The 13,194-nt window shown below is 56.2% G+C and carries 14 protein-coding genes and 1 tRNA gene; 9 read left to right on the top strand and 6 right to left on the bottom strand.

Annotation, left to right across the window (positions count from 1 at the left end; all coding sequences use genetic code 11):
* Positions 1–2 precede the first annotated feature (2 nt).
* A complete protein-coding gene (locus EYQ49_07560) occupies positions 3–2,555 on the bottom strand; it encodes a beta-glucosidase (protein ID HIG25727.1) in 2,553 nt (850 codons plus the stop codon).
* 44 nt (positions 2,556–2,599) lie between these two features.
* On the bottom strand, positions 2,600–3,364 hold the full coding sequence (locus tag EYQ49_07555) for an HDIG domain-containing protein (protein ID HIG25726.1): 765 nt from the start codon (positions 3,362–3,364) through the stop codon (positions 2,600–2,602).
* Positions 3,365–3,436: 72 nt separating this feature from the next.
* Here EYQ49_07555 and EYQ49_07550 point away from each other — a divergent pair, with 72 nt between their 5' ends.
* From EYQ49_07550 to EYQ49_07530, 5 genes are read left to right on the top strand one after another with little or no spacing between them, the layout of a single operon-like run.
* The gene (locus EYQ49_07550; GenBank protein HIG25725.1) at positions 3,437–4,333 is read left to right on the top strand and encodes a BON domain-containing protein; all 897 of its coding nucleotides are present in this window, start codon (positions 3,437–3,439) and stop codon (positions 4,331–4,333) included.
* On the top strand, positions 4,333–5,241 hold the full coding sequence (locus EYQ49_07545) for a DUF2236 domain-containing protein (GenBank protein HIG25724.1): 909 nt from the start codon (positions 4,333–4,335) through the stop codon (positions 5,239–5,241). Before EYQ49_07550 ends, EYQ49_07545 begins: the two co-directional genes overlap by 1 nt.
* A 35-nt stretch (positions 5,242–5,276) precedes the next feature.
* The gene (locus EYQ49_07540) at positions 5,277–6,578 is read left to right on the top strand and encodes an FAD-binding oxidoreductase (protein HIG25723.1); all 1,302 of its coding nucleotides are present in this window, start codon (positions 5,277–5,279) and stop codon (positions 6,576–6,578) included.
* Positions 6,579–6,580: 2 nt separating this feature from the next.
* The gene (locus EYQ49_07535) at positions 6,581–7,000 is read left to right on the top strand and encodes a hypothetical protein (GenBank protein HIG25722.1); all 420 of its coding nucleotides are present in this window, start codon (positions 6,581–6,583) and stop codon (positions 6,998–7,000) included.
* Positions 6,994–8,154, top strand: a complete 1,161-nt coding sequence (locus EYQ49_07530) for a cytochrome P450 (protein ID HIG25721.1) — start codon at positions 6,994–6,996, stop codon at positions 8,152–8,154. The genes EYQ49_07535 and EYQ49_07530 overlap by 7 nt, the downstream gene beginning before the upstream one ends.
* Here the strand turns inward: EYQ49_07530 and paaI are convergent.
* Genes paaI through paaA form a run of 4 tightly spaced genes read right to left on the bottom strand, consistent with a single transcriptional unit; the run spans position 8,138 to position 10,516 of the window.
* Positions 8,138–8,863 carry a phenylacetate-CoA oxygenase subunit PaaI gene (gene paaI / locus EYQ49_07525; GenBank protein ID HIG25720.1) on the bottom strand — a complete coding sequence of 242 codons (726 nt, stop codon included), beginning with the start codon at positions 8,861–8,863 and terminating at the stop codon, positions 8,138–8,140. The genes EYQ49_07530 and paaI overlap by 17 nt on opposite strands.
* Positions 8,860–9,135, bottom strand: a complete 276-nt coding sequence (paaB, locus tag EYQ49_07520; protein ID HIG25719.1) for a 1,2-phenylacetyl-CoA epoxidase subunit B — start codon at positions 9,133–9,135, stop codon at positions 8,860–8,862. Before paaB ends, paaI begins: the two co-directional genes overlap by 4 nt.
* Positions 9,136–9,137: 2 nt before the next feature.
* Complete coding sequence (locus tag EYQ49_07515; protein HIG25718.1) at positions 9,138–9,605, bottom strand: DUF59 domain-containing protein; 468 nt, start codon at positions 9,603–9,605, stop codon at positions 9,138–9,140.
* Positions 9,602–10,516: a 1,2-phenylacetyl-CoA epoxidase subunit A gene (paaA, locus tag EYQ49_07510; GenBank protein ID HIG25717.1), complete on the bottom strand. Its 915-nt coding sequence runs from the start codon at positions 10,514–10,516 to the stop codon at positions 9,602–9,604. Before paaA ends, EYQ49_07515 begins: the two co-directional genes overlap by 4 nt.
* Before the next feature lie 94 nt (positions 10,517–10,610).
* On the opposite strand from paaA, the gene EYQ49_07505 reads away from it, so the two are divergent.
* The 4 genes from EYQ49_07505 to EYQ49_07490 all read left to right on the top strand — a co-directional run bounded on the left by EYQ49_07505 (position 10,611) and on the right by EYQ49_07490 (position 13,182).
* Positions 10,611–11,594: an LLM class F420-dependent oxidoreductase gene (locus EYQ49_07505; GenBank protein ID HIG25716.1), complete on the top strand. Its 984-nt coding sequence runs from the start codon at positions 10,611–10,613 to the stop codon at positions 11,592–11,594.
* Complete coding sequence (locus tag EYQ49_07500) at positions 11,587–11,859, top strand: DUF167 domain-containing protein (GenBank protein ID HIG25715.1); 273 nt, start codon at positions 11,587–11,589, stop codon at positions 11,857–11,859. The genes EYQ49_07505 and EYQ49_07500 overlap by 8 nt, the downstream gene beginning before the upstream one ends.
* A 30-nt stretch (positions 11,860–11,889) precedes the next feature.
* Positions 11,890–11,966, top strand: a tRNA-Arg gene (locus tag EYQ49_07495).
* Positions 11,967–12,003: 37 nt separating this feature from the next.
* Complete coding sequence (locus EYQ49_07490; GenBank protein ID HIG25714.1) at positions 12,004–13,182, top strand: cysteine--tRNA ligase; 1,179 nt, start codon at positions 12,004–12,006, stop codon at positions 13,180–13,182.
* The last annotated feature ends 12 nt before the right edge of the window (positions 13,183–13,194 follow it).

Raw genomic sequence — 13,194 nt, 5'->3', positions numbered from 1 at the left:
GACTAACCCTCAGAGCCCGCGAAGTCCACTGTCAAAGTTTGACGAACCACCGCCGACGAAACAGCCAAACGAATCTCATGAACCCCGAGGTCAACAAACCAACCATGCTGACCCCGATGCCCACGATGATGCCCACCAGTAGCCACCGGTACCCGATGATTACGCTCAGCATAAGTAGGGTCACCCGGGTCGTAATAAGCAAACGCCCGGTGATCCAACACCAAAGCCACCTCGGTTGTTTCACCGGGGGCTAACCACACTTTGGCAAAAGCTTTGAGTTCCTGCGGCGGGCGAGCCAACTCAGGATCTTGCGAGGCCACATAACACTGCACCACCTCAAAACCCGGGCGCTCCCCAACATTAGTTACGGGCACCGTCACGGTTAACGAAGCACCCGCTTCAAGATCGGCCAAAGAAATCGTATTGCCCAATGCCGCTTCACCCCAAGAAAATTCGGTATAGCCCAAACCATGCCCAAACGGAAAAGCCACCGGCACGTCTCTCGCTTGGTACCAGCGGTACCCCACAAACACCCCTTCGCCGTAACGCACTACCCCGGCCTCACCTGGATAGTTCAAAAATGCCGGAGTGTCTTCCAACCGGTGAGGCCACGAGTTAGGCAGCCGACCCGATGGCTCGTTATCTCCCACCAACACATCAACCAAAGCCTCAGACATCTCTTGGCCACCAAACCAGGTTTGCAGCACCGCCGGGGCATCCTCCGCCCAGTCGGTGGTCACCGCCGAACCCGTATTAAGCACCACCACAGTATTGGGGTTAGCTGCACACACCCGCCGAATCAACTCAGGTTGAGCCCCCGGGAGTTCCATAAACTCGCGGTCCCGGCCTTCGGTTTCCCAATCAAGGTTCGTACCCACCACCAACACCACGGCATCACACTCTTGAGCCACGGCCACCGCTCGTTCCATCAAATCATCCACCAGAGGGGGCCGCAAACCAACCTGCACGCCCTGTAAAAAAGAGCCCTTATCGCTAGCGAACTCCACCACCATCTCCACCGGCTGCCCAGCGGTCAGCTCTACGGTGGCTTCAATCTCAATACTGCCTCGACCAAAAAAAGCTTCCCCCCGAGGCAAGGTTTCCGTCACCCCATCGAGCACCACCTGGCCGTTGATAAACACCCGCGCATCACCAGCCTGAATAAGCGTGACCACATGCGGTCCATCCAACTCAGCAGTAAGTTGCCCCACCGCCCGAAACGAAAACACCCCCGGTTCCTCTGAACCCGACTGGTCCTCCGGAGTAAGCAACCGGCCCCCTTTGCCCGCAGCAACCACATACGGGTCGCCCTCCCAATTGGTGCCGTTGTAGTACTTGACCTCAAACCCCGGCGAGCCATCGGAACCAACCAACAACCGTCGAGGCACCGGCCGCGTAGAGCGATCGGTCACCGCCCCCACCTCGTGACGTACCCTGCAGCGACCATCCAAACGGGTCTGCAAAGCCTCCAACGGAGTAACCGCACGCTGAGGCACCAGCGCCGCCGAACCACCGCCCATCAACATGGCCGTTGCTGCATTCGGGCCAATCACCGCCAGAGAAGAAATAGTCGTCATATCAAGCGGCAACACGTCATCATTTTTCAGCAACACCATGGCTTCGGTAGCCGCCCGTCGCGCTAAGGCCCGGTGCGCCGGTACCTCAAGTTCTGCCTCGGGTTGGTCCAACGGGTTTTCAAAAGCATTGGTGCGTTCCAACAACAAAAGCAAACGCTGCACCGCTTCATCAAGTACCGACTCTTGTACCTCGCCAGACTGGACGGCAGCCACCAATTTTTCACCATAAAAAATCCCTGGCCCAGGCATCTCTAAATCCAACCCTGCATGAGCCATAGCCACCGTGGACTTTGCCGCATACCAATCGGTGACCACCACCCCCGTGAAGCCCCACTCTTTACGTAAAATTTCAGAAAGTAGCCGACTATTTTCCCCAGCAAACTCCCCATTAATCTGGTTATAAGCCGACATGATTCCCCAAGGCTCAGCCTCCGCGACCGCCATCTCGAAAGGCCGTAAATAGATCTCCCGCAAGGCCCGCTCTGGCACCTGCACATCAATACTGTGGCGCTCAAACTCAGAATCGTTAGCCACAAAATGCTTAATAGTGGTGCCCACGCCACCCCCTTGCACGCCCCGAATAAACCCCACCGCTATACGGCCAGTCAGGTACGGGTCTTCGGCATAGCACTCAAAATTACGACCCCCCAAAGGAGTCCGATGAATGTTTACCGTAGGAGCCAGCAACACATGGCAAGCCCGAGCGTGGGTTTCGAGCGCCAAAACTTCACCCAATTGTTCAACCAGCATGGGGTTCCAGGTAGCGCCCAACGCCGAGCCACACGGGATACACAAAGCAGGAATACCCGTACCCAACAAGCCAGACCCACGCGCCCCATTGGGGCCATCGCTCACCTTCAAACCCGGAATACCCAGGCGTTTGACCCCATGGCCATGCCACAAGCCTTCCCCCGTCATGAGGGAAACTTTCTCTTCCAAAGTCAAAGCGGTTAATAAAGAATCAGTGCGTTCACTCATCTCTCCATCATGGCCCACTTCGTTACCGTGGCGCTTATCGGCGTTTAGTTTTGCTCCGCCCACCACGCATCAAGACGCCCATGCAGTTCTTCTGTTCCAAGGTCGCCCTCGGTGCGTTTTAACGCCAACAAAAATGCCAAAGCTTGGCCCACCTCTGGGCCCGGAGAAAGATCAAGATGAATCATCACCGCCGCACCATCAATACCAGGACGTTCGGCTGCCTTACGGTCTTGTTCTGCCAACACCCCAATGCGGTGCTCCAGATCATCCATGGCCGCTTGCACCCCCGCTGCTTTTGCTTTATTGCGAGTGGTGCAGTCGCAACGAATCATGTGATTCAGTTTCCCCAACAACGGGCCAGCGTCACGGGCATAACGACGAACCGCCGTATCTGACCAGCCATCGGCGTACCCCTTAAAACGACCCGATAAACGCACCAGCTCAACAACTTGTTCCACCAAAGGTTCTTCGTACCCCAAAGCCTTCAAACGTTTCTCTGCCATACGCGACCCCACAATCTCATGGTGACGAAAAGTCACCCCACCGTGTTGAAACGACCGGGTCCGGGGCTTCGCTATGTCGTGGAAAAGCGCCCCCAAGCGCACAGTAATCTCCGGCTCCGTTTTATTAACCACCGCAATGGTGTGAGCCAACACATCTTTGTGCTTATGAATCGGATCTTGCTCCATAAGCAACAAAGGAAGTTCAGGTACCAAGAGATCCATTTCTCCCGACTCCACCGAGGCCCACAAACCGGGCGCACAGTCTTTTTCTAAAAGAATGGCCGATAAACGTTCTGCTCCAGACATGTTCTTGAGTCTAGAGATCAACCGGGCCGGCCCGTGGCGTGTACCGTCAAGAGAGCAATACTTAAGGTTTCGATGAACAACTGGATGCGCGACCCACGCCAAAAGGGATCACAAAGTTTCGGACCAGCGTTTGGTGGCCCGCGCCAACCAATGCCGTCTCGGCGTGGTGGGTTTTTTAGCGACCTCATAGCCGAACGCCGAGGACTCCTCGTCGGTCTCGTTGTGCTGGTATTTTTCATAGTTATTGCCTTTGGAGCCGACGGACGGCAAAACCCAGAAGAAGAACAACTCGGTTTAGCCGCCACCGTGCAAGGCGCCATGGTTCAAGCGGGGCTCCCCACCGTAGAAGTGCGCAACATTGACTGGACCATTGTTTTAGAAGGCCGCATCGCCACCACCGAACTAAAAGAAGCCGCCACCCGAGTTGCCCAAGCACAAAACGGGGTCGTCGGTGTAGACAATCGTCTTATTGTCCCCGAACCAGTAGAAATTGAAACCGACATTTCGCAACAACCCGACTTACCCGCCGCTATGGAAGACCTCCTGTTGCAAGCCCGCCTGAGCGCCACCGCGGCCTATACCCCCATACAGTTCGAAAGCGGCAGCGACCGTCTGGCTGAAGATTCTCTACCCGTTTTGGAGATGATCGCTACTTTTTTAACCAGCAACACTGCGGTACGGGTACAAATTATTGGCCATACCGATAGCGAAGGCGACGAAGGAGAAAACCTCACCCTGTCTACTTTGCGGGCTGAGGCAGTGCGCTCTCAACTCATCGCCCGAGGAATAGATGCCGAACGGTTGTTGCCTCTCGGCATGGGTGAATACGACCCCATCGCCGACAACGTCACCCAAGTCGGCAAAGCCCGCAACCGGCGCATCGAATTTCTGGTGCTCCCCGAAGGCAACGACGGCATGCCCGCCCCCACCACCACCGAACCCTCGGCCACCACCACTCTTGGGGAGTAATGAAAAAGCGCTCCATTTGGCGAGAACGCGTCACCAACCAAACAGCGGAACTCTTTAGCCACGCCCCCGACCCACTGTCCGGCACCTTTAACTATCCGGACGACCCGGGCCTCTTCGGCCCCGGCTCACCGACCTGGACCATCATGAGCGATGTCTCTACCTTTATCGGAGGCATCCGTTCGTTGCTGGTACAAGCCGCTCACCCGGAAGTAGCCGCCGGGGTAGGCGACCACTCCAACTATCACGCCGACCCGTTGGGGCGACTCTCTCGAACCGCTTCATACGTGACCGCAACTTCTTACGGAGCGTTGCCAGAAATTGATCAAGCGCTCTCCGCAGTACGTCTAGCCCACGTGCCCGTTTCTGGGACTTCTCACCGGGGCCTTCACTACTCGGCGGCCGCACCAGAGATGGCTGCTTGGGTGCACAATGCTTTGATTGATTCGTTTTTAGTCGCACACCAAACATACGGACCAGCGCCCCTTTCGCCGGCCCAAGCCGATGCCTACGTGGCCGAACAAACCCGGTTGGGTAACCGGATGAACGCCCGTCCCTTACCGGACACGGCGGATGAACTCAGCCGCTGGCTAGCCAGCCACCCTTCGCTAAGCGACTCCCCGGCAGGCCGCGATGCACTGCGTTTTGTCGCTCGCCCGCCTTTGCCGCTTTTTACTGCGCTGGCGTACCGCGTCTTATTCCAAGCAGCCGTAGCGACCTTGCCACCGGAAATCTGTCAAGCCATTGGGGTGACACCGCGACGAGGAGCCAAAAATGTAGGCCGGATGCTCATTAAAGTTCTCCGCCGAGCCATGGGCTATTCGCCAGCGTGGGGAGCCGCCTTAGATCGCTGCGGACACCCCCGGGTGAAAGGAAAACGAATTCGTTCCACCGAGGGAGTGACCCGTTAGTGGAAACTTGCCCATTGGACGTAACATTTCCCTTCATGGAACCAAGTAACCCAGATGTAGTGATTATCGGCGCAGGGGTTGTCGGTGCTTCCATCGCTTTAGAGTTGCAACGTGCGGGCCGATCAGTCACCGTGGTTGATAAAGGTGAAGCGGTCGGCGGTGGATCAACCAGTGCAAGTTCTGCGCTTATTCGCTTTAACTACTCCACCCGTTCTGGGGTGGTGGCCGCTTGGGAGTCTCTACACCTTTGGAAACAATGGGCTGAACATTTAGGGCCTATTGAAGGCCCTTTAGTTTCTTTTCTTCAGACAGGGATGCTATTAATAGAACCCCCAGAGTTTGATCGGGCACCGTATCGAAAGAACTTTGATGCCCTCGGCATCGACTACGAAGAACTTGATAATCAAGCATTGGCGGACCGGTTCCCTTCCTTAGAGACCGGACGCTTTTGGCCACCGGTGCGCCCAGACCAAGACCAATTTTTTGCTGACCCGGCCGGGTTAACGGGAGCCTTCTACACCCCCCAAGCTGGCTTTATTGACGATCCTCAATTAGCAGCCTCCAACCTTATGGATGCGGCTCGTCGCCACGGCACCATTGTTCGGCTGCGTAGTGAAGTAGCCGGCATTCTGCGCCAGGGGAACCAAGTCACTGGGGTAAAGCTGGCCAATGGCACTTCTCTTACTTCTTCGGTTGTCGTCAATGCCGCTGGCCCTTGGAGCTCGCAAATAAACCTTTTAGCTGGGGTAAGTGACGATGTAGCGATGACCCCTCAGGCGCTGCGCCAAGAGGTGCATATCGTGCCTGCTTCTGACGATTTCTCACTTGAAAATAACGGGCTCATGGTCGCTGACCTTGACCTTGGTTTCTACATGCGTCCACAATCCGGAGGCACGATGATCGTCGGCGGAGTGGAGGCTGACTGTGACCCTAAAGTATGGGTAGACGACCCAGATGAATTCCTTGAAACCACAACCGTTGATTTATGGGAAGCACAAGTTTGGCGATCTGCTCGACGCCTTCCTTCGTTGGCCGTCCCCAACCGGCCAGTCGGGCTAGCTAGCCTCTATGACGTCACCCCCGACTGGACACCCATTTATGACCGCACCTGCCTTGACGGTTTTTACTTAGCTTGTGGCACCAGTGGAAATCAGTTTAAAAACGCTCCACTCATTGGAATCATGATGGAGACCTTAATTACTGCTTGTGAAAATGGACAAAATCATGACCACGAACCGGTGCAGGTTCCGTGCATCCAAACAGGTTTGGCCCTCGACCTCGGAACTTTTTCACGAAACCGAACGCCGATCTCAAGCACCGGCACGGTGTTGGGTTAGTTATGTTCAAAACCGGCCTTTGGGTTTTTGCCGTTTTGTTACTTGCCGCCTGTAGCGCCAGTTCGTTAAACCTTCCGCCCGACACCACCACGGCCGCCGAGAGCGAAGCGGTTTTTTGCGCCATGTATCTAAACACGCAGAGATTTAGCCACAACAGCAGTTCTCCCGAAACAAACCAAATTTCTTGGGGGCGTCACGTAAGTTTGGCTCGCAACCTTACCCGGGTGGCTCCTCGCCAAATAGAAGGGGCTGTGTGGGATTACCTTCACGCCGTTGAAACCCAAGCACTTCAGGCCGAACAATTTGATTGGGTGGCCGTTGAAGAACTCCCGGTGTCGGCCCAACAGATCCTCAACCACCAACTTCGTGGCCTGCAAGGTGGCGTCAATTCATTGGCCTCTTTCGGTCGAGCGCGGTGCTAGACCCCCTTTCCCCTTCACTGGCCGACCTTGAGGGGTCTTTGCACCCACACCTGGCGGCCTTGCGCAGCAAAAACCCAGTGGCTTGGGTCGAATCTTTAGGCGGTTGGTTGGTGACCGATCGCGCTACCGCCCTGGCAGTAATGCGTGATTTTTCTACCTTTACCGTTGACGACCCGCGGTTTTCGACCACCCAAGTAATAGGTATTTCGATGCTGTCCGTTGATGGCGCACAACACGGTCGCCACCGAGAACCCTTTGTGGAATCTTTTAAATCATCGGCAGTGGGGCCGCACTTTGGTGAATGGATCGCCGTTGAAGCTCGCCGTCTGGTTGAGAGTTTCAAACCCCACGGTACGGCCGAACTACGCAGTGCTTTAGCCGCCCCACTAGCCGTGGCCACTATTATTGAGGTGCTGGGGTTGGTTGACGCCGAGGTTGATGAGGTCTTGGCGTGGTATCGCTTTATCGGAGAGGCCATTGAAGGCATAAACGCCGGGAGAGCCGTTGATGCCTCCGCCCAACAGTCTTTAGCGCAACTTCGCCACCATATTGACGAGGCAGTACAAAACGGAAACTCTCTCCTCGGGCAAGCGGTGACAACACTTACCGAAGAAGAGATTTTTGCCAACGCAGCGGTCATGATGTTCGGTGCTATTGAGACCTCTGAAGGCACCACCGCCGGCACCTTGCTGCATTTACTGCAACACCCAGAACAACTAGCTCAAGTACAAAATGACCGCTCGTTGGTGAGCGCAGCCATCGATGAAACTTTACGCCTAGAACCCTCAGTTACTTTGGTTGATCGTTACGCCACTACGGCTACCGAACTTGCCGGGGTAGCTATTGCTGAGGGGGATCTCGTCTCGGTGTCGTTAGCGGCCGCTAACCGTGACCCGGCCGTGTTTGACCTCCCTGATCAGTTTGATATTCACCGCCACAACCTTCGCCAACACGTCACCTTTGTGCAAGGCCCACACCGGTGTTTAGGCATGCACCTCGCTCGTTTAGAAACACAGATTGCTCTTAACGCCGTGTTGGATCATTTACCCGGTTTAGTTTTTGATCAACAAAATTCCACCCCCGCTCGAGGGTTGGTGTTTCGTAAACCAGCCGCCGTGACCGCTCTCTGGGAAAGTTCTACCAAACTGCCGTGAGGTCGAGGGCCAGCACGGTGCGAATGCGATTATGGAGCGCGGCGAAATCTGGGTGGCGGTCGGTGCGCTGAGCAGTGTCTTCTGGCCACTCCACCTGGGGAAAGCGTTCGCTTATCTTTTGCTGCCACTGGGGGAACAAGTTGGCGAAAGAATCGCTGGCCACCCCTGCCGCCAAGGCTTCTTCTTCGCCTTGGGGGGCGGCAAAAAGACCGGCGGTAAGCGGCATCACACGCTTTAAGGCAGCATCGAGTCGCTCGGACCCTTTTGTGGTTTGCAACAAACTCTCCAGCAAGGCTTCGGCATGACGCAGGTGGTAGGCCTCTTCGCGTTGAGCTCGAGCGGCGATATTCGCTAGTTCTGTCCAAGAAGATCCTGCCAGCACTGACCACCGGAGTTCTTCGGCTTGGTCATAGAGCCAGTGACGAATAAGCGTGTCTGCCCAATCAGTGAGGTTTGCCTCTACTAACTGGCAAGACCGGTACTCGCCGGGGAGGCGATGGAAAGCCAGATCATCCACCGCACTCTCGTCGTTGGCAATAAGAGCGTAGAGCAGTGCGGCGTGGCCCAGTTCGTCTTGGCCGATGCTGGCGAAAGCCATGTCTTCTTCTAAAAATGGGGCGACGCCTATCCATTCGGTGTGTTGCTGCCCCATGAAGTGTTCATCATCAGCCAGAGCCAGCAGGTAATTATGGATGGCTGGGGTGGTCATTGTTGCGCCTCTCGTTGAGATCGCCGATGCGTGGCCACCCGGCTCCCGTCGTTGTGGCGATGGGGTTTGTCTTCGTTGGGGGTGATGAACTGATCGTCGCCGAACACCAAGTGTTCTCGGTCAACCAACCACATGCGGTTTCCTTCGGCTCGCCGGGTGTAATTTTCTCTCGCCATTACTAAAGCCAACTCGTCGTTGGCGGCTTCGATGCTGCCAGCGTGGCGAAACTCGTCTTTGCCGTCACGCTTGAGGAACACTTCGTAGATGCGCATGATTAACCTCGCAGAACTTCTACGACTTCGGCACAAGCCGAACAAACGTGGATAGCCCGACAGCGGCTCGCCCCGAAGGGGGATTTTTCGGTAGTGGGTTCACCGCATCGGGGGCAAATGGTGGTGGAACCAATTTGTACAGCCACCGTAAACTCTTGGGCGAGCGCCTGACGTCCTTGATTGGTTACGCGTTCAATGGTCCATACCGGGGCAGGCAACCAACGCACTCGTGCTTGCTTTACCCCGGGGAGGGCGGCTACGGCATTTTGCACTTCATCAGCAATCATGGCCAAGGCGGGGCAACCAGAAAAGGTAGGGATCAAATCTATTTGAGCGTCACCTTCTGGGCTGAGGCGAGCGGCCTCAAAGAGGCCAAGATCCACGATAGACACCCCGGGGTATTCTGGGTCATCTACGGTGGCTACCGCATTCTGGAGATCTTGTTGGGTGGGCAAGGTGGCGACGATCATGCCGCTACCTCGTCAAGTGCTTGGCGTACCCACTGGGCGCGCTCCCAGTTGCCTGCAGCATCAGCGATGCGTCGAGACGAGTCTGGCCCGCCCATGGCCAGCGTTTTTTTCAGAGGCTCCCAATCAATTTCGCCGATCTCCCAGCGCTGAGTTTCTTCGTCGTAGCGCAGGTCCGGATCGGGGATGGTGAACCCGTAGCTTTGAATAAGTGGCACAAATTTTTGTATCCAACGGTCACGAAGCACCTCGTTGCGCTCGGATTTAATGTGCCACCGCAGAAGAACATCGTGAGGTTTGGAGTCAGGGCCGAAGAGTTGCATCGCAGGCCACCACCAGGCATCAATGGACTTTTGAAACATTTCTCGCTGAACATCGGTGCCTTCGGAGATGCGCAACACTGACTCTTCGCCAAAACGTAGGTGGAACCCTTCCTCGGCAATGATGCGCTTAAGAATGCGTTTGTAGGGCCCGTAGGAACAATTTTTAAATACTGCTTGTTGGCTCACCACGGCGGCGGCATCTACCAGGAAAGCGATCGCTACTTGGTCGCCCCAGGAGTTGACGCGGTAGTGAAAGACGTTGTGAAATTTGCTTTTCCCAGCGAAAAGGTCTTCCATCATTTCTTGTCGCGTTTTAAGCCCCAAATCGGCGGCCACCATGTAGAGCAAGTGGGCGTGGCCGATTTCATCTTGGGTTTTGGCGATGGCGGCCATTTTGTAACGCAGTCCGGGGGCCATGGGTATCCAGTCACGTTCGGTGAGGCCACCCATGAGTTCGCTGTTGGCGTGCATTTCTAAAAAGTTAAAGACTGCTTGGCGGTACTCATCGGGCATGGCATCGTCGGGCTCAACAATGCCGCCTTCGTTAAGAAATACTTCAAACTCGTCTAGTGATGCCCAAGTGCGTCCCATGTTGCCTCCTCGTAAACCTCTATTATGCAATATAATCAAACCTTTGTCAATATTTTCTTTCCTAAAGTTTCAGCGCAGCGACTATCCTCGTCTCATGATCAAACTTGGCTACCAAATACCTCTCTTTACCTACCCCAACGGCACCCCCGAAACACTTTTTGAAAGCGTAGCCGCCCAAGCCCTAGCCGCCGAAGCCCATGGCTTCGACACGGTGATGGTCATGGACCACTTGTACCAACTCCCCGGCCTCGGCGACCCCGAGGACTACATGATGGAGTGCTACACCCTGCTGGGCGCTCTGGCCGCCCGCACCTCCACCATAAAACTGGGCTCGCTAGTCACCGGCAACACCTACCGCAACCCTGCCCTGCTGGCCAAAATTATCACCACCCTCGACGTCGTCTCCCAAGGCCGAGCCATTTTAGGCATCGGAGCCGGATGGTTTGAGTTGGAACACGACTCCCTAGGTTTTACTTTTAACACCTTCACCGAACGCTTCGAAAAACTCGAAGAAGCCTTACAAATCATTCCCCCCATGCTGGCCGGCCAACGCCCCACTTTTTCTGGTCAGCACTACTCGGTAACCGACGCCATCAACCAACCCCCTCCCATCGGAAAAATCCCCCTCATGATCGGCGGAGGCGGCGAAAAGAAAACCCTCCGCATGGTGGCCCAATACGCCGATGCCTCCAACCTGATCTGTAATCCTGACGAAATTTCACGCAAACTTGACGCACTCGACCAACACTGCCAGCAACTCGGGCGGGCACGCAGCGAAATCAGCGTGTCCTGGCAAAGCACGGTAATCATTGCCCCCACCCTGGCTGAGGCAGAAGCCGAACGCACCGCCCTACTGGCTCGCCGCGGCTTCGACTGGGACTCCCTCGACCAAGGCTTCCAAGCCAAACTCATGCGCCGCATCATCATGGGCGGACCCGACGAAGTACGCCAACAGGTACAAAAGATCCTTGCCCTCGGCATAGACGGTCTGACCCTGAACATGCCCGCCAACGGCCACCACCCAGAAATAGTGGCCTTAGCCGGCCAAACCCTCGCCCCGCTTTTCAGCAGTGACTGACCCAACCCACTGTCTGCTCAAAGTCAAGGTAGCCCCCCGGTCCAGTCGGACCGATGCGCACTACGAAAACGGGGAAATCAAAATACGCGTAACCGAAGCACCCGTAGATGGTCGAGCCACCGAAGCAGCCCGACAGGCGCTGGCTCGAGCCCTAGGCCTAAAACGAAGTCAAGTACTTCTGGCTTCAGGAGCCACCGCTCGACACAAACGTTTTCGCATCGAAGGGCTCACCGAACTTGAAGCCTTAGCTCGCCTTGGTAGATGACCGACCGAGGCCTTGTAGCCTAAGCGCCATGCCCTCGTAGCTCAGTTGGATAGAGCGACCGCCTCCTAAGTGGTAGGCCGCAGGTTCGATTCCTGCCGAGGGCACCAAAGCGAGTACCGTAAGCAAATGACCAGCGCCGGAACCATGCACCTTTTTGACACCACCAAAGGCGCCGTAGTGCCTTTTGCCCCCGGGCCCGACGTCACCATGTATGTCTGCGGCATCACCCCCTACGACGCCACCCACCTTGGCCACGCCTTTACCTACCTCACCTTTGACCTGATCATCCGCCGCTTAGAAGACCTCGGCCACCACGTGCGCATGGTGCGCAACGTCACCGATGTAGACGACTCCATCTTGCCCAAAGCTAAAGAACTGGGCATTGACTACCTTGAGTTAGCTGCCCAAGAAATGGCTTTCTTTGATGCCGACATGGAGGCTCTTAATATGCGGCCGGCCGTCGCCGAACCACGAGCCACTGAATCCATTACGGCCATCATCAACCTGGTAAGCCGCTTGGAAACAGGTGGTCACACTTACCAAGTGGAAGGCATCACCTTTTTTGATGTGGCTACCCAAAGCAGTTTCGGCTCGCTCTCTGGCTACGACACCTCGGTCATGGAGGCCTACGCCGCCGAACGCGGCGGCCGCCCCGACGACCCACGACAACGCAACCCGTTGGACTTTGTACTGTGGCAGCCCTCGGCCGACGGCGAACCCACCTGGGACTCCCCTTTTGGGCCCGGCCGGCCCGGGTGGCACATTGAATGTTCTGCCATGGTTATGGACGAATTAGGCGAAACCATCGACCTGCACGGCGGTGGCAACGACCTGGTGTTCCCCCACCACGAATGCGAAGACGCCCAAAGCCGAGCCGCCACCGGCCAGCCTTTAGCCGACCATTGGATGCATGTGGGCATGGTGGCCTACCAAGGCACCAAAATGTCTAAGTCGCTAGGCAACCTGGTTTTCGTGCGTGACCTGCGCCAACAATACGACCCACGAGCCACTCGCTTAGCTTTGCTGGCCCACCATTACCACGAAGGCTTCGAATGGTTCGATGGCGATATCGAAGACGGGGTAGCCCGGTTAGAGCGACTAGAACGAGCCGTGAATTGCCCACTCGGCCCCGACCCCGCCCCCACCTTGGCTGCTGTACGGGCCGCCCTTGACAACGATTTAGACACCATCACCGCTCGAAATGCTCTCGATGCCTTAGCTATCGGGCTACTGGCCGGCACCGGCGATCACCCCGATGCGGCTGCCGGCTTAACCCAAGCCGCCGAGCTTTTAGGTATTCACCTCACCCACCTCGCTCCTTAGCCCGTATCCTGT

The organism is Acidimicrobiia bacterium (assembly GCA_012959995.1).
Classification (GTDB): domain Bacteria; phylum Actinomycetota; class Acidimicrobiia; order Acidimicrobiales; family MedAcidi-G1; genus MedAcidi-G2B.
Note: the sequence above shows the minus strand (reverse complement) of the source record. Positions and strands in the feature narration are given on the sequence as shown.